Annotated in this window: 16 protein-coding genes and 2 tRNA genes; 16 read left to right on the forward strand and 2 right to left on the reverse strand. The window is 32.6% G+C overall.

The annotated features are described in order from the left end of the window. Positions 1–5 precede the first annotated feature (5 nt). The 4 genes from lipB (at position 6) to ABTV69_RS09750 (ending at position 3,160) form a co-directional block, all read left to right on the forward strand. Positions 6–704, forward strand: a complete 699-nt coding sequence (gene lipB / locus ABTV69_RS09735) for a lipoyl(octanoyl) transferase LipB (RefSeq protein ID WP_433835854.1) — start codon at positions 6–8, stop codon at positions 702–704. A gap of 20 nt (positions 705–724) precedes the next feature. Further along, entirely contained in the window at positions 725–1,300 is a 576-nt protein-coding gene (locus tag ABTV69_RS09740) for a Crp/Fnr family transcriptional regulator (RefSeq protein WP_433835856.1), read from the forward strand. A 65-nt stretch (positions 1,301–1,365) separates the two neighbouring features. Beyond that, positions 1,366–2,103, forward strand: coding sequence for an SDR family oxidoreductase (locus ABTV69_RS09745; RefSeq protein ID WP_433835858.1), 738 nt, complete (start codon positions 1,366–1,368; stop codon positions 2,101–2,103). 205 nt (positions 2,104–2,308) lie between these two features. Continuing rightward, positions 2,309–3,160, forward strand: a complete 852-nt coding sequence (locus ABTV69_RS09750) for a nuclear transport factor 2 family protein (RefSeq protein WP_433835860.1) — start codon at positions 2,309–2,311, stop codon at positions 3,158–3,160. 115 nt (positions 3,161–3,275) lie between these two features. On the opposite strand, the gene ABTV69_RS09755 is transcribed toward ABTV69_RS09750, so the two are convergent. Further along, the gene (locus ABTV69_RS09755) at positions 3,276–3,938 is read right to left on the reverse strand and encodes a ribonuclease HII (protein ID WP_433835862.1); all 663 of its coding nucleotides are present in this window, start codon (positions 3,936–3,938) and stop codon (positions 3,276–3,278) included. A 169-nt stretch (positions 3,939–4,107) separates the two neighbouring features. Between ABTV69_RS09755 and ABTV69_RS09760 the strand changes: the two genes are divergently transcribed. The 5 genes from ABTV69_RS09760 to ABTV69_RS09780 all read left to right on the forward strand — a co-directional run bounded on the left by ABTV69_RS09760 (position 4,108) and on the right by ABTV69_RS09780 (position 9,719). Beyond that, on the forward strand, positions 4,108–6,093 hold the full coding sequence (locus ABTV69_RS09760; RefSeq protein ID WP_433835864.1) for a putative porin: 1,986 nt from the start codon (positions 4,108–4,110) through the stop codon (positions 6,091–6,093). A gap of 48 nt (positions 6,094–6,141) precedes the next feature. Beyond that, positions 6,142–7,503, forward strand: coding sequence for a pyridoxal-phosphate dependent enzyme (locus tag ABTV69_RS09765; RefSeq protein WP_433835866.1), 1,362 nt, complete (start codon positions 6,142–6,144; stop codon positions 7,501–7,503). A gap of 78 nt (positions 7,504–7,581) precedes the next feature. After that, positions 7,582–8,064 carry a 3'-5' exonuclease gene (locus ABTV69_RS09770; RefSeq protein ID WP_433835868.1) on the forward strand — a complete coding sequence of 161 codons (483 nt, stop codon included), beginning with the start codon at positions 7,582–7,584 and terminating at the stop codon, positions 8,062–8,064. Positions 8,065–8,140: 76 nt separating this feature from the next. Continuing rightward, entirely contained in the window at positions 8,141–9,412 is a 1,272-nt protein-coding gene (locus tag ABTV69_RS09775; RefSeq protein ID WP_433835870.1) for a DUF2851 family protein, read from the forward strand. 79 nt (positions 9,413–9,491) lie between these two features. Continuing rightward, on the forward strand, positions 9,492–9,719 hold the full coding sequence (locus ABTV69_RS09780; RefSeq protein WP_008466940.1) for a PspC family transcriptional regulator: 228 nt from the start codon (positions 9,492–9,494) through the stop codon (positions 9,717–9,719). A 53-nt stretch (positions 9,720–9,772) separates the two neighbouring features. Here the strand turns inward: ABTV69_RS09780 and ABTV69_RS09785 are convergent, their stop codons facing one another. Further along, entirely contained in the window at positions 9,773–11,245 is a 1,473-nt protein-coding gene (locus tag ABTV69_RS09785; RefSeq protein ID WP_433835872.1) for an APC family permease, read from the reverse strand. Between the two features lie 263 nt (positions 11,246–11,508). Here ABTV69_RS09785 and ABTV69_RS09790 point away from each other — a divergent pair, with 263 nt between their 5' ends. The 7 genes from ABTV69_RS09790 (at position 11,509) to ABTV69_RS09820 (ending at position 15,662) form a co-directional block, all read left to right on the forward strand. Beyond that, positions 11,509–12,396 carry a ComEA family DNA-binding protein gene (locus ABTV69_RS09790; RefSeq protein WP_433835874.1) on the forward strand — a complete coding sequence of 296 codons (888 nt, stop codon included), beginning with the start codon at positions 11,509–11,511 and terminating at the stop codon, positions 12,394–12,396. Positions 12,397–12,409: 13 nt separating this feature from the next. Next, positions 12,410–13,549 carry an acyl-CoA dehydrogenase family protein gene (locus tag ABTV69_RS09795; RefSeq protein WP_433835876.1) on the forward strand — a complete coding sequence of 380 codons (1,140 nt, stop codon included), beginning with the start codon at positions 12,410–12,412 and terminating at the stop codon, positions 13,547–13,549. 290 nt (positions 13,550–13,839) lie between these two features. Further along, positions 13,840–14,034 (forward strand): 30S ribosomal protein S21, encoded by a 195-nt coding sequence (rpsU, locus tag ABTV69_RS09800; RefSeq protein ID WP_026730435.1) that lies wholly within the window; start codon positions 13,840–13,842, stop codon positions 14,032–14,034. A 95-nt stretch (positions 14,035–14,129) separates the two neighbouring features. Continuing rightward, positions 14,130–15,023, forward strand: coding sequence for a tyrosine-type recombinase/integrase (locus ABTV69_RS09805; protein ID WP_433835878.1), 894 nt, complete (start codon positions 14,130–14,132; stop codon positions 15,021–15,023). Between the two features lie 32 nt (positions 15,024–15,055). After that, complete coding sequence (hpf, locus tag ABTV69_RS09810) at positions 15,056–15,358, forward strand: ribosome hibernation-promoting factor, HPF/YfiA family (protein WP_008466930.1); 303 nt, start codon at positions 15,056–15,058, stop codon at positions 15,356–15,358. 90 nt (positions 15,359–15,448) lie between these two features. Then, positions 15,449–15,522: transfer RNA gene (locus ABTV69_RS09815), tRNA-Thr, on the forward strand. 59 nt (positions 15,523–15,581) lie between these two features. Beyond that, positions 15,582–15,662, forward strand: a tRNA-Tyr gene (locus ABTV69_RS09820). Positions 15,663–15,721: the final 59 nt, after the last annotated feature.

Genomic DNA, 15,721 nt, shown 5'->3' on the forward strand with positions numbered 1-15,721 from the left:
TTAAAATGAACAAAAAAATCCAACTTCAGGATCTGGGCAAAAAAGATTATAAATCGACTTGGGAATATCAAGAAGAAATCTTTAAAGATATAGTTGACTTAAAAATCAAGAACAGAAGAGAAGAACTAGAGCTGCCAACACCAAATTACTTATTGTTTGTTGAGCATCCGCATGTTTATACTTTAGGAAAAAGCGGTGATCTTGAAAACTTATTATTGAACGAAAAACAGCTCGAAGCAAAAGGAGCCACTTTTTATAAAATTAATCGCGGAGGAGATATTACGTATCATGGACCTGGACAAATTGTGGGCTATCCAATACTTGATTTAGAAAATTTCTTTACTGATATTCATAAATACCTGCGTTTGTTAGAAGAATCAATCATTTTAACGTTAGCAGAATACGGTTTAGAATCAGGAAGAAGCGACGGAGAAACTGGAGTTTGGTTGGGTGTAGGAACTCCATTTGCGCGCAAAATTTGCGCAATGGGTGTTCGTGCTTCAAGATGGGTAACCATGCACGGATTTGCTTTAAATGTAAATGTCGATTTAGGATATTTTGATAATATAATTCCGTGCGGCATTCGCGGAAAAGGTGTTACTTCTTTAAACGTAGAACTTGGCGTAGAAAAAGTAAACGAAGAAGAAGTAAAAGCCAAAATTATCAAACATTTTACAGCACTTTTTGAAGCAGAATTTGTCTAAAAAGTCAAAATAATTCGAGTATGGAAAATGACAATAAAAATTCATTTTTAAGATATTTAAGTTTTCCAGACAAGGAATTAGAAGAATTAGTGGCTATTTCTAAATATAACAAAATAGCTAAATCAAATTGTTTTATTTGTGAAGGACAAGTACCACGTAAAATGGCTTTTGTCACAAAAGGTTTGTTCCGATATGTTTATACGCATGAAAATGGAAATGAATTCACAAAAAATATTATAGCCGAAGGGAATTTTATAAGTTCTTATTCGGCTATGATTTTTAATATGCCATCGTACTTTTCAATAGAAGCTTTAGAAGATGCTGAAATTTTGGAAATTGACTATAAAGATTGGATTGATTTAAAGGAAAGAAATCCTTTTTGGAACGCCTTTTTAGTTCAAATTCTTGAAAAAGCATTTTCCATAAAAGAAAAAAGGGAAAGAGAATTGTTGCTGCTGGATGCAGAAAAAAGATACGAGATTTTTATTGACGACTTTCCCACTATTGAAAAACGTGTTTCACAGCAAATAATAGCTTCTTATTTAGGCATTCAACCAGAATCATTCAGCAGACTCAAAAGAAAAAGCAGGAGTTAACATAGGTCAATGCGATCTATTGTGGTAAAAATTATTTTTGATTTCTAAATTTTAAAAATGAAAGTATGGAAATCTTAAATAGTACGATCGTGATTACTGGCGGAAGTTCTGGTCTAGGCTTAGAAATGTGCCGACAATTAATAAAAAAGGGAAATAAAATAATAACCTGTTCCCGTTCCTTGGAGAAACTTCAAAACGCAAAAAAAGAATTGCCAGAGTTAATTATCTACAAATGTGATATATCGCAGGAGTCTGAATGCGAAGGTTTTGCAGAATGGCTTCGAATTAATCATGCCGACTTGAATGTTTTGGTTAACAATGCCGCAATTGCAAATAAAATTGATTTTGTTAACGATCTTTCTTCTCTCGAAAAGATGACCCAAGAATTCTTAATCAATTTCCATGCTCCAATACATTTGATAAAATTGTTGTATCCGCTTTTGATTCAAAATCAGAATTCACGAATTGTAAATATTACTACAGGATTAGTTTATGTTCCTCGCGTGATTTACCCTTTTTACAATGCTTCAAAGGTAGCGTTGCATTTTTTTACTCAAGTTTTAAGAAGTCAACTAAAAGAAGAGAAAATTAAGATTATAGAAGTACTATTTCTTGCAGTTGATACGCCTTGGCATGAAGGAAATCCGCCTAAAATTGCTATAACAGCAGAAAAAGCAATCTCAGAGATGTTAGAAGCGATTTCTAAAAATAAAACCGAAATAAGAATTGCAAAAGTAAAACTGCTTTATTTGCTTTATAGAATAGCGCCTTCTTTTGCTTTAAAAAAAATTAATAGCCTTTAAAATAGTGAACGTTTCGAATTAGTAGGGACAATATATTTTACGCATAAAAAGGCTTTTTTCTGAAAAAATATTCGAAAAATGAAAAAACCGTTCTTTGATAGTTAAGATTTTGAAAGGATGATAATTTATAGAATAAAGGTCGTTCTCTTAGGTATTTATGCTAAATTTGAGTACTTAGTATTAAAATTTTAATTCCCGATGGCTTATGAGAAAAATCTACTTATTTTGTTTCCTTTTTGTGCTAAACGGTCTTTTTGCCCAAAAGAAAGATAAATTATATCCAGTTGCAGTGTACGAAAAAGTGTGGCAGGAAAAAAATAGTGATACCAGATTAAAGATGATTAAATCGATCTGGTTAGAAGATAGTACTTTTGAAGATCCATCGGCTTCTATAAAAGGAATTAGCGCTTTTAATAATGTTATCAATGAATTTTACAAGAAAAATCCAGATGCAGTTTTAACCTCTGGAGCAAAGATTGTGAAAGACAATTATGTAACTTGGGAATGGAAAGTTCTTGATTCTAAAAATAACCTGATAATGGCTGGGCGCGATTTTGCGCGTTTAAATGGTAAAGGACAGGTCAGTAAAATTATTGGATTTTGGGATAAAGGAGCGACTCTGTCTGAAGCTGATGTTTTGAAAAACCTAGAGATTGATAATCTGAAAGTTGTGTCGAAATATTACGAAAGCCTTTTTAAAACAAGAGATTTTGATGCTTTAGGGACTGTAATTGCAGATGGAGCCGTTTACAGCCAAGCTAGCGGTTTGCCTTATGGAGGTACTTATATTGGCCTTGGCGAGTGGACTAAAATGTTTACAAAATCAAAAGAGTTTTTTGATTTGCAAATAGAAAAAGAACCTGTCTATTTTAGTGATGCATCTAAAAATGAGGTCATCATATATTTTACCATAAATTGTAAATCTAAAAAATCAGGCAAGACCATGTCAGTTCCAATTTCGGAGCATTTTGATTTAAAAGATGGAAAAATTACAGCTGTCAGACCTTTTTATTACGATACAAAGACGTTTGCTGAATTTTTAAAAAGTAAAAAGTAAAAAGTAAAAAGTAAAAAGTAAAAAGTAAAAAGTAAAAAGTAAAAAGTGAAAAGTGAAAAGTGAAAAGTGAAAAGTGAAAAGTGATAAAAAAACGACCTAAATTGGTCGTTTTTTTTTAGAATAAATCGAGTTCTAATTGCTCTGGCAAAAGCCTAAAACTCATTCTATGGTATTTTGTAGTTCCGAATTCTTTAATCGCCTCACGATGTTCTTTTGTTGGGTACCCCTTATTTTGTTTCCAATTATACATTGGAAATTCTTCGTGAATTTGATCCATGTATTCATCACGATAGGTTTTTGCCAAAACAGACGCGGCAGCAATGCTTAAATATTTTCCGTCACCTTTAATAATGCTTTGATTTGGAATCGATTTTAGGAGTGTAATTTCATCCTGAGAAAACTGTTTTCCAAATGTGTTTTTAAGCCCGAGTTTCGCATTTAAAGAACGATTTCCGTCAACAATAATATATTCGGGAACATGTTTTAGTTTTAAAATACATTCCTGCATTCCTTTCATAGAAGCATTTAGAATGTTTATTTCATCAATTTCTGCTGGAAACAAGTGTGTAACAGCAAAACATAAAGCTTCTTTTTCTATAATGGGTCTTAATTGTGCTCTTGTTTTTTCAGAAAGCTGTTTACTGTCATTTAGAATTTTATTCTCAAAATGTTCAGGCAAAATAATAGCCGCTGCTGTAACAGGACCAGCTAAACAGCCTCTTCCAGCCTCATCAGTTCCTGTTTCTAAAACAAATCCAGAGAAATTTTTTTCGAGCATTTTTTAGGTTTTTAATAACAAATGAGATGAAATTTTTAGCAAAAATATTCGTTTTCGTACTGTCAGCCAAGGCAATTGTATAAAATGAAGTGTTTTTTTATTTATTTGTTTTTATAATTTACCTTTGCTTAGCAAATTTTGTCAAAATAAATTTATACAAAGCCATCAAATGAGAATATTCATTTTTTTATATCTATTAGTTGTTCCAACTTTATTGTTTTCTCAAGAAAAAAAACCTGCTTCTAAAAGTAATTTAGATATGAATACGGAATATTCAAGCATAACGGATACCGTAAAAAAGAAAAAACAAAAAATAGCGACAATAGATCAGTATAAAATTATCACTCTAGAACACGATACCATTTATGCCGATACATCGCTAACAATTAAAAGTGCTTACAGACAAAACCATCTTAGAAAAGATCTTTTTGGACTTCAGGAATTTTCTAATATTGGTCAGCCTTTAAATACATTGCAATATAGCTTGACCAGTTTTTCTCCGTATCCTGAAATTGGTTTCAGCGGTAAACATTCTATTTATATGCAGGCCGATCAAATTAGATATTATTCTGCTGCGACACCTTTCACAGAACTGTTTTTTAATACTACGATTAAAAAAGGACAAAATGTAGACTCTTTTATCACATTAAACGTATCTAAAAATCTTAATTTTTCTATTGCTTATAAAGGACTAAGGTCTGAGGGAGATTATAATAATCAATTGGTTAGTGCCGGAAATTTACGGATAACAACTAGTTACGCGACAACGGACAAACGCTACGCGATAAACGCACATTTTACGAATCAAGATATTATGAACGAGGAAAATGGCGGTATTACAAACGATGCCGATTTTGAAAGTGATAACAAAGATTATAAAAATAGACAAAGATTACAGGTTTATTTAACCGATGCAGAATCTTTTTTAAAAGGAAGAAGATTGTTTTTTGATCACGCTTTTAGAGTAAATCCAAATGACGGAAGCAATAATCTTTATATAACGCATCAATTTAATTATGAATATAAAGATTACGAATATAAACAGCCAACTGTAATTTCGACTATAACAGCCAATGACGGAACAACTAGCCGTGTGCAACGATTTGGAGAATCTTATGCGGCAAACAATATCAACGATCAAACTAAATATGAAAGGCTTTATAATAAAGTTGGTGCAGCTTATGAAAATTCGCTGTTAGGAAAATTCATCTTTTTCATAGACGATTATAGGTCAAACTATAAATACAACAGAATCATTATTGATACAACTGGAAAAGCGATTCCAGACAATTTGTATTTGCAGTTTAATAATTTCGGTGCTCAATACGAATATCAGAAGAACAAATGGAATGGTAGATTTTTATACTCAAGATCAATCACCAACGAATCACTTTCAGATTTAGATGCAAAATTGCGTTATGATATGAATGAGAAAATTAAATTTGATTTTAGATATCGCAACATTAATAAACTGCCAAATAACAATTATAATTTGTATCAAAGTAGTTGGATTTCATACAATTGGTCAAACAATTTTAAAAACGAAAAAATTAATTCGTTAAGTGCAGAAATCACAACTCCTTGGCTTACAGGGCAGGTTCAGTATACCGTGCTGAAAGATCATTTGTATTTTGCAGATGATGCAAACGCCGAACAAATAGCAAATTCTGAGCAAATAGTTAAGCCATTTCAATACGGAAATGCGATCAATTATTTAGAAATAAAAGCAAGTCGTGAGTTTAAATTTGGACCCTTTGCGCTAGATAATACGCTTTTATATCAAAAGGTAGATCAGTCAGATTTAATTTTAAATGTACCTGATTTTGTAACTAGAAATACGTTCTATTACTCTAATCATTTCTTTAAAAAAGCATTGTTTATGCAAACGGGAATTGTGTTTAATTACATGACGAAATATTATGGAGATGATTATAATCCTGTAATTTCAGAATTTTTTGTGCAATCGGAGAAAAAAACGGGTGGTTTTGCAACATTCGATTTATTTGTAAATGCCAGAATACGCCAGACGCGTTTTTATTTGAAAGCAGAGCATTTTAATGCTTTATTTTCGCAAAGCAATTACTATGCTGCACCTCACAATCCGTATCGCGATTTTGTATTGCGTTTTGGTCTAGTTTGGAATTTCTTCCAATAAAAACAGACCTTTTTTTATTTAGAACCACTTAATAAAACTTAAATAAAAATGGACTTTTCAAATAATATTTTAGAAACAATTGGCAATACGCCATTGGTAAAACTCAACAAAATTGTTGCTGAAATTGATGCATTAGTATTGGCAAAAGTCGAAACCTTTAATCCTGGTAATTCTGTAAAAGACAGAATGGCTGTAAAAATGATTGAAGATGCAGAGGCAGATGGCCGACTAAAACCTGGAGGAACTATTATTGAGGGAACTTCTGGAAATACAGGAATGGGACTTGCACTTGTAGCAATCGTAAAGGGCTACAAATTAATTTGTGTAATCTCAGACAAACAGTCTAAAGAAAAAATGGATATTCTTCGCGCCGTCGGAGCAAAAGTTGTGGTTTGTCCTACAGATGTTGAGCCTACAGATCCACGTTCATATTATTCAGTTTCAAAGCGTTTGGCAGAAGAAACACCAAATTCTTGGTATGTAAATCAGTACGATAATATGTCAAATTCTTTGGCACATTATGAGCAAACTGGACCAGAAATCTGGAAACAGACAGACGGAAAAATTACGCATTTTGTTGTGGGAGTTGGAACAGGAGGAACTATTTCTGGAGTTGGAAAATACTTAAAAGAGCAAAATCCAAATATTAAAATTTGGGGAATTGACACGTATGGTTCTGTTTTTAAGAAATATCACGAAACAGGAATTTTTGACGAAAACGAAATTTACTCGTATATAACAGAAGGTATTGGAGAAGATATTTTGCCTAAGAATGTTGATTTCTCTCTAATTGATGGTTTTACAAAAGTAACCGATAAAGATGCAGCTGTCTATACTAGAAAGATTGCGCTTGAAGAAGGAATTTTTGTTGGAAACTCTGCGGGAGCTTGTATAAAAGGTCTTTTACAACTGAAAGAACATTTTAAACCAGAAGATGTTGTCGTGGTATTATTTCACGATTCTGGAAGCCGTTACGTTGGAAAAATGTTCAATGATGATTGGATGCGTGAGCGCGGATTCTTAGAGGAAAACGTAACAAAAGCAGAAGACGTTATCAAAGATCATATTGACAAAGAATTGATCGTCGTGCGTACAGAAGAATTGGTCTCGCACGCTATTGAACGTATGCGTAAATATAAGATCTCTCAAATTCCAGTTGTAGACATCAACGGTTTTGTTGGTTCTGTTGATGAAACAGATTTGTTTAGAAGTTATGTCGAAGATAAAAATGTTGCCGAAAAACCAATTAAAGAGGTGATGGGTAAACCTTTCCCAATTGTAAAATTAGGAACGCCAATAGAGGAAGTTTCAAAACTTTTCAGCAAAGAAAATGATGCTGTTTTGGTAGATTTAGGAAACGGACACCATCACATTATTACTAAATATGATATTATTGGCTCAATAAAATAAGCCTTTGTAAATAGAAATAATCCATAAATCTTATTGTAAAGCAATTCGGTTTATGGATTTGTCTTTTAAAAATATAAAATGAATTTTACAGCAATTGATTTTGAAACGGCAACAGGATATCATCCGTGTTCTGTAGGTATTGTAACTGTCGAAAACGGAATTGTCGTTGACGAATATGTGACCTTAATTAAACCGCCAAATAACGAATATAATCCTTTTACGATTCGTGTGCACGGAATTTATCCTAGAGATACGATAAACGCAAAATCATTCTTTCAAATCTATCCAGAGATTGAAAAGAGATTAAAGAATAGAGTTGTAGTAGCACACAATGAAAGCTTTGACCGTAATGTTCTAATGAAAACAATGTTGCTTCACGGCTTAAATTATGACGATTTGAATATTGCCGCTAAGTGGGAATGTACCGTTAAGATTTATAAAGCAAAAGGTGTAAAGCCAACAAAATTGAGTGATTGTTGTCGCGAAATGAATATTCAGCTCAATCACCACGAAGCGCTATCTGATGCGAGAGCTTGTGCTAAATTATATATGCTCCGTTAATTAATTTTTTATTTTGTAAGAATAATAATATAATTTAATTACTTTTAGATTTTGTAATTGCATTATAAAATCTAAAATGAAAGAAGACTTTCTGCATTATCTTTGGAAATTCAAAAAATTTGATTCCTTACATTTAAAATCTGCTCAAGGCGAATTAATTACGATCCTTAAAACAGGTGATTCTCTGGAACTTTCCGGACCGGACTTTTTTAATGCTCATATAGAAATCGGAAATCAAAAATGGGCTGGGAATGTTGAGATTCATTTAAAATCGTCAGATTGGTATTTGCACAACCATGAAAAAGATCCTGCTTATAAAAATGTTATTCTTCATGTAGTTTGGGAAAATGATACCGCTATTTTTAGAGAGAACAATACTGAAATTTCTGTTTTGGTTCTTAAAGATTATGTCTCAAAAGGAACAATCGAGAATTACAATGCATTGGTCGCTCCAAAAACTTGGATCTCCTGCGAAAGGGAATTAAAAGAAATTGATCGCTTTGTTTTTAGAAATTGGCAAGAACGATTGTTTTTTGAACGCTTAGAGCGAAAGTCAAAGTTTATTTATCAATTATTAGAAGAAACCAATCAAGATTGGGAAGCAGTCTTATTTTGCCTCTTAGCGAAGAATTTTGGTTTAAATACGAATGGAAATTCCTTTCTGCAAATCTCAAAAGCAATTCCTTTTTCAATAATTAGAAAAGAAAGTTTTGAAGTCGAAAATTTAGAAGCGCTGTTTTTTGGCACGTCAAATTTATTGGAAGCAGAAAAAGAAGATGTTTATTATAAAGATCTCAAGTTTCGCTATTTCTATTTATTGCATAAATATCAACTGGAAAAAACATACACAGAACCACTTCAGTTTTTTAAACTTCGCCCAGATAATTTTCCCACAATTAGACTTTCTCAATTGGCAGGTTTATATCATAAACATCAAAATTTGTTTTCGAAAATTATCGATTTAAAATCTGCTGAAGCGGTCTATCGATTACTAAACGTCTCTGCAAGCTCATATTGGCAAAATCATTATCAGTTTGATAAAGAAAGCCCAAAGAAATCTAAAATGCTTTCCAAATCATTTATTGATCTTCTGATTGTAAACACGATTATTCCGCTTCAATTTGCTTATTCAAATATTATGGGCGAATCAATTGCAGAAGATTTAATTGATTTTATGAATGAAGTAACCTCAGAGAAAAATGCGATTATAGAAAAGTTTAATTCGTTTGGTATCAAAACAAAAAATGCATTTGAAAGTCAGACATTATTAGAACTTAAAAATGAATATTGTGAACGCAAGGCTTGCTTGAAATGTGCAATAGGAATTGAATTGCTTCAAAATAATTAGTGAATTAGAAAATGTGATAATTAGATAATTTGTAATTTTGTGAATCTAAAATCTAAAGTCTTAAATCTAAAATATAGAAATGTCAGCAATTTTAAAACTTAAATTCTTTTTTGAAAAATATGGTTTCCATGTTTCTTCAAGACTAGCAGATAAACTCGGAATGCGTGTAACAAGCGTGCGATTATTTTTTATCTATATTTCTTTTGTTACAGCGGGTTTAGGATTTGGAGTTTATTTAACCCTTGCTTTCTGGATTAGGTTAAAAGATTTAATTCGATCAAAAAGAACATCAGTGTTTGATTTATAAAAAAAGCTCCAAATGTAAATTTGGAGCTTTTTTGTTATGAGTAGAATTGAAAATTATTCAACATCTGCTTCTGTATTATTAAGTCTCGATCTTTTCTTGCTATATCCAAAGTATACAATGATACCAAGAATAAGCCATCCAAAAGATAGTAACTGCGCATCTTTACTTAAATTAAAAATTAAGTAAGAGTTGATTGCAATTCCTAATACCGCAATAACTGGTAAAGCAGGAACTTTGAATGTTCTAGTTAATCCTGGTTGTTTTACTCTTAAAATCCAAACAGCGATACAAACCATAGTAAAGGCAAACAAAGTACCAAAACTGGTCATATCAGCCAGTTTGTTGATTGGAGTAAAAGCAGCAACAGTTGCGATAATAATACCAAGAATCATTAAGTTCGTTTTAGGAGTTCCAGAAATTGGATTTACTTTAGAAAAAACTTGTGGAATTAAACCATCTTTAGACATTCCAAGGAAAATTCTAGATTGTCCCATAATCATTACCATTAATACAGAGACTAAACCAATAGTAGCAGCAACAGTAATAATAAAACCAGCCCAACCTTGTCCAGCAATATCAAATGCATAAGCAACTGGAGCTTTAATAGCTTCAGGGTATTTTCCTAGTGGGTTAAAGTCTTGGTAGTTCATCATTCCTGTTAACACTAAAGAAACAAGAATATATAAAGTAGTACAGATTAGCAAAGAAGCAATGATGGCAAACGGAACATCTTTTTTAGGATTGATAGCTTCTCCAGCTTGTGTAGAAACGGCATCAAAACCAACATAAGCAAAGAAAATTGCAGCAGCTCCAGATATAATACCTCCAATTCCATAAGCATTGTGAGTAGTTTCCTTTTCAATAATTTGAGTTGCCTCAGGAATAAATGGGCTCCAGTTTGCTGTATTAATAAAGAAAAGACCAGCAATAATTACAAAAATAACGGCAGATACTTTAAGGATTACAATAGCATTATTTGCTTTTGCAGCACTTTTTGTTCCTTTAATAAGCAATGAAATAACTAAAAGAACGATCAAGAAAGCAGGAAGGTTCATAGAGAAACCTTCTCCAGTGTAACTTGCAGGATCTGTTGTAAGCCAATCAGGAAGTTTTATATGAAATAATTTTAGCAATTTGTTAAAGTAACCGGACCAGGAAACCGCCACAGTCATCGATCCCATAGCATATTCGAGAATTAGCCCCCATCCAATAATCCAGGCAAAAACTTCTCCAATCGTACCATAAGCATATGCATAAGCAGATCCTTCAACAGGCAAGATAGAAGCAAATTCAGAATAGCAAAGAGCCGCAAAAACACACGCAATACCTGCGATGATAAACGAAATTGCTAATGCTGGACCTGCATGATAATAAGCCCCAGTACCTGTAAGTACAAAAATTCCCCCACCGATAATGGCACCAACACCAATGGCAGTAAGACTCCATTTTCCTAGGACTCTCTTTAAATCACTCTTTTTCATATCGGCCTCAAAGGCTGATATAGGTTTAACTCTCCAAATTGACATATTATTTTATTGGTTTATTTGTTATTAAGTGCCAAATGTATTGTTTTTTGTAAAAAATAAAAACAATTATCATGTTTTAAGTTATAAAATGTTTGTTTTTTTTACAATACTCGTAAGAAAGTTTCTCTAAGTATTGACATTCACTAAATTAATTGGCTATTTGTAACATAATCGATAATTTTTTAAAAACTACTTTTCTTACTAATTTTATTGATAAATTTGAAGGGTTTTTCTTATTTTTTATTTTAAAAGTGCTTTTCATCATGAATTTTAAAGCTTTAAAACAATATTTTCTTTTTACAAAACAGCAACAAATAGGTATTTTTATGCTTTTCTTGATAATGATTGGATTGCAATTGTTTTATTTTTTATCCGATTTTACTATTTCAGGAAAACAAAGCCCTGAAAAAGAGAAATGGCTTGCTCTACAGCCAGAAATTGATCAGGAGAAGTTGGTCGATAAGGATGGAAAACCTGCAAATAATCTTTTTAATCCTAATTTTATTTCTGATTATAAGGGATACAAACTCGGAATGTCTGTAGAAGAAATAGATCGTTTAATGGCATTTCGTAAGGAGAATAAATATGTAAACTCGGCCGAAGAATTTCAAAGGGTTACTAGGATTTCAGATTCGCTATTTAATAAAATTTCTCCTTTGTTTAAATTTCCGGATTGGAAACAGAATAAAAATAATTACAGTGCCAAGAAAAGTGATTTTGCTACAAAAAGTTTTCCTAAAAAAGAAAAGTTAGCAATATTAGATATTAATGAAGCAACTCAAGAAGTTCTGATGAAAATTTATGGAATAGGTGAAGGGCTGTCTTCTAGAATTCTAAGACAAAAAGAAATGCTAGGTTCCTTTGTCTCCATGGAACAAATGAAAGAAATTTGGGGGCTTTCGCCGGAGGTAATAAATGAATTAAAGGTATATTTTAAAGTCGTAGTTCCTGCAAATTTGAAGAAAATAAATGTAAACGAAGCCTCATTGAAAGAGTTGGCTCAATTTTCATACTTTAAATACGGATTGGCCAAACAAATAGTAACCTATAGAAGTATGAACGGAAATTTTAATAATATTGAGGATTTAGCAAAAATTAAAGATTTTCCTGTTGAAAAAGCAAAAATAATTAGTTTATATTTGGAGTTCTAAAAGAAACTAACTCATGAACTTTGACTACAACGAAACACAACTAATGATTGCGCAGTCGATAAAAGACTTTGCAGAAAAAAATATTAGGCCTAATATAATGGAATGGGACGAAGCGCAAATTTTTCCACTTCCTTTGTTTAAGCAACTTGGCGAGATGGGCTTCATGGGAGTTTTGGTTCCAGAAGAATACGGAGGTTCAGGTTTAGGTTATCACGAATATATTACAGTAATCGAAGAGATTTCAAAAGTAGACCCTTCAATAGGATTATCTGTTGCGGCACACAATTCATTATGTACCAATCATATTCTAACTTTTGGAAATGAAGAACAAAAGAAAAGATGGCTTCCGAAACTAGCGACAGCCGAATTTATTGGTGCTTGGGGGCTAACAGAGCATAATACAGGTTCAGATGCGGGAGGAATGAATACTACGGCCGTTAAAGACGGAGATCATTGGATTGTAAATGGTGCTAAAAACTTTATTACACATGCTATTTCCGGTGATGTTGCAGTTGTGGTAGTGCGAACTGGCGAAAAAGGTGATTCTAAAGGAATGACAGCTTTTGTTTTTGAAAAAGGAATGAAAGGCTTTTCATCAGGGAAAAAAGAAAATAAACTAGGAATGAGAGCAAGTGAAACCGCTGAATTGGTTTTTGATAATTGCCGAGTTCCAGACGAAAATAGATTAGGGGAAGTTGGAGAAGGCTTTGTTCAAGCAATGAAAATTCTAGATGGCGGAAGAATCTCTATTGGTGCTTTGTCTCTAGGAATTGCAAAAGGAGCGTATGAAGCCGCATTAAAATACTCAAAAGAAAGACACCAGTTCGGACAGCCAATCAGTAATTTTCAAGGAATCTCTTTTAAGTTGGCAGATATGGCAACAGAAATTGAGGCCTCAGAATTATTGCTTCATAAAGCTGCGTATTTAAAACAACAGCATAAACCAGTAACAACATCTGGCGCTATGGCAAAAATGTATGCTTCAGAAGCTTGTGTTAAAATTGCAAACGATGCCGTTCAAATTCACGGAGGTTACGGTTATACCAAAGACTTCCCGGTAGAAAAATTCTATAGAGATTCTAAATTATGTACTATAGGAGAAGGAACGACAGAAATTCAAAAGGTTGTTATCTCTAGAAATTTATTAAAATAGTGATATATGGGCGTGCCCCTAAAAACAAAAGCTATTTAGCAAGCGCGTAATGGCTTTTGTTTTTTGGGTCGGGCTTTTCACTGCAAACGAAGTTCACTGAACTCTAATTAAAATAAATTTAATGTGAAGTAATCTTTTTGTTTTTAAAGAAAAAACAAAAAGGATTTCCGTTGCAATCCCTCACGCATTCGGCAGAAATGGTAGTTTTCGAAAATAATTTGAAATTTATCATTCATAATTCATAATTAATATATACATTTGCAGCCTTAACGAGAGGAGGTGTCTATATTATGTTAATTATACCAATTAAAGACGGAGAAAATATCGATAGAGCATTAAAGCGCTATAAAAGAAAATTTGATAAAACAGGAACTGTTCGTCAATTAAGAGCACGTACTGCTTTTATTAAACCATCTGTTATCAAAAGAGCTCAAATTCAAAAAGCAGCTTACATTCAAGGCTTGAAAGACAGTTTAGAAAGTTAGTATTTAGCTTTTCAAAAATAATTACCGTTAGTGGTCAAAATGTTTTAATTTTGATGCTAACGGTTTTTTTTTTTTTATGCTTAATATTTAGATTTATGAAAACGAATAAAGAGGCTTTTTTGGATTATCTTTTATTGGAAAAAAAATATTCTACACATACGGTTGGCGCTTATCTGAATGATATTGTCTCTTTTGAGTCTTTTGTGAAAGAATCTTTTGATCAGGAAAATATCGATTCGGTAAATTATAGTCAGGTGAGAAGTTGGATTGTTTTTTTGGTGGGTCAGGATATTTCAAATGTTTCTGTTAATAGAAAAATGGCTTCTTTAAAAGCGTTTTATAAATTTCTTTTAAAGACAAAGCAGATAGAAGTTAATCCGATGCTGAAACATAAATCTTTAAAAACTCCAAAGGTGGTTCAGATTCCGTTTTCAGAAAAAGAATTAAAAGATTTGTTTGCTGCAATAGAAGTTCCTGTTGGTTTTGAAGAAATTCGAGATAAGCTCATTGTAGAGATGTTTTACGTGACAGGAATGCGTAGGGCAGAGTTGATTCATTTAATGATTAAGAATGTCGATCGATCGAATAATACAATTAAGGTTTTAGGGAAAAGAAATAAAGAACGCATTATTCCTATTCTTCCAATTATAGCGGATCAAATCGATTCTTATGTAGAGGAAAGAGATGGTTTGGAAAGTCTTCCTGATTCTGACTATTTTTTTGTTTCGAAAAAAGGGTTAAAATTGAGCGAATCTTTTGTTTATCGTTTAATAAATTCATACTTTAGTAGGGTCTCAGAAAAGGTGAAAAAAAGTCCGCATGTGCTTCGTCATACTTTTGCAACTCACCTATTAAATAATGGGGCAGATTTGAATTCAGTTAAAGAATTGCTAGGGCATTCTAGTTTGGCATCTACACAGGTTTATACTCACAATAGTTTGGCGGAACTTAAAAAAGTGTATAAAGATGCACATCCAAGAAATAAATAGTGGTTCTAAATGTTAACCCTAAAATTTTTATTATGAAGGTAGATGTTCATGCAGTTAATTTTACTGTCGACAGAAAATTGGTCGATTTTATCCAAGAAAGAATGGGTAAGCTAGAGAAATACTACGATCGAGTGGTTTCATCAGATGTTTTTTTGAAAGTGGAAAGAACGAGTGATAAAGAGAATAAAGTGGTGGAAATAAAGATTAATGTTCCTGGTGATGATTTTTTGGTAAAAAAACAGTGTAAAACATTTGAAGAGGCGGTTGAGCTTTCGGCAGAATCGCTAGAACGTTTGCTTGTAAAAAGGAAGGAAAAAATTAGAGCACACATTTAATTGAAATTTTTTTTAAAAAATGTTTTGATTAAAAGATAAAATAGCTACATTTGCAGTCCGTTAGAAATAGCGGACTTTTTTAATGTATTCGCCGATGTAGCTCAGCTGGCTAGAGCAGCTGATTTGTAATCAGCAGGTCGTGGGTTCGAGTCCCTCTATCGGCTCAATAAATTTCAAATGCGATTTGAAATTGGTTCTTTAAAATAATGGACTTTTAAAACTAGGGGAGATACTCAAGCGGCCAACGAGGGCAGACTGTAAATCTGCTGTGTGAACTTCGCAGGTTCGAATCCTGCTCTCCCCACTAAATAAAGAAGTTAAGATTGAAGGGTGTTGGTTTTTGAAAGAAAAATCCGAAATCTG

Source organism: Flavobacterium anhuiense (assembly GCF_050990855.1).
In the GTDB taxonomy this organism is placed as follows: domain Bacteria; phylum Bacteroidota; class Bacteroidia; order Flavobacteriales; family Flavobacteriaceae; genus Flavobacterium; species Flavobacterium anhuiense_C.

Excerpts from the sequence above, each read along its gene's own strand:
- rpsU (WP_026730435.1), top strand. The coding sequence starts at position 13,840 with ATGTTAATTATACCAATTAAAGACGGAGAAAATATCGATAGAGCATTA.
- ABTV69_RS09760 (WP_433835864.1), top strand. The coding sequence starts at position 4,108 with ATGAGAATATTCATTTTTTTATATCTATTAGTTGTTCCAACTTTATTG.
- ABTV69_RS09755 (WP_433835862.1), bottom strand. The coding sequence starts at position 3,938 with ATGCTCGAAAAAAATTTCTCTGGATTTGTTTTAGAAACAGGAACTGAT.
- ABTV69_RS09765 (WP_433835866.1), top strand. The coding sequence starts at position 6,142 with ATGGACTTTTCAAATAATATTTTAGAAACAATTGGCAATACGCCATTG.
- ABTV69_RS09790 (WP_433835874.1), top strand. The coding sequence starts at position 11,509 with ATGAATTTTAAAGCTTTAAAACAATATTTTCTTTTTACAAAACAGCAA.
- ABTV69_RS09795 (WP_433835876.1), top strand. The coding sequence starts at position 12,410 with ATGAACTTTGACTACAACGAAACACAACTAATGATTGCGCAGTCGATA.
- ABTV69_RS09770 (WP_433835868.1), top strand. The coding sequence starts at position 7,582 with ATGAATTTTACAGCAATTGATTTTGAAACGGCAACAGGATATCATCCG.
- ABTV69_RS09775 (WP_433835870.1), top strand. The coding sequence starts at position 8,141 with ATGAAAGAAGACTTTCTGCATTATCTTTGGAAATTCAAAAAATTTGAT.
- ABTV69_RS09785 (WP_433835872.1), bottom strand. The coding sequence starts at position 11,245 with ATGTCAATTTGGAGAGTTAAACCTATATCAGCCTTTGAGGCCGATATG.
- ABTV69_RS09745 (WP_433835858.1), top strand. The coding sequence starts at position 1,366 with ATGGAAATCTTAAATAGTACGATCGTGATTACTGGCGGAAGTTCTGGT.
- hpf (WP_008466930.1), top strand. The coding sequence starts at position 15,056 with ATGAAGGTAGATGTTCATGCAGTTAATTTTACTGTCGACAGAAAATTG.
- lipB (WP_433835854.1), top strand. The coding sequence starts at position 6 with ATGAACAAAAAAATCCAACTTCAGGATCTGGGCAAAAAAGATTATAAA.
- ABTV69_RS09740 (WP_433835856.1), top strand. The coding sequence starts at position 725 with ATGGAAAATGACAATAAAAATTCATTTTTAAGATATTTAAGTTTTCCA.
- ABTV69_RS09805 (WP_433835878.1), top strand. The coding sequence starts at position 14,130 with ATGAAAACGAATAAAGAGGCTTTTTTGGATTATCTTTTATTGGAAAAA.
- ABTV69_RS09780 (WP_008466940.1), top strand. The coding sequence starts at position 9,492 with ATGTCAGCAATTTTAAAACTTAAATTCTTTTTTGAAAAATATGGTTTC.
- ABTV69_RS09750 (WP_433835860.1), top strand. The coding sequence starts at position 2,309 with ATGAGAAAAATCTACTTATTTTGTTTCCTTTTTGTGCTAAACGGTCTT.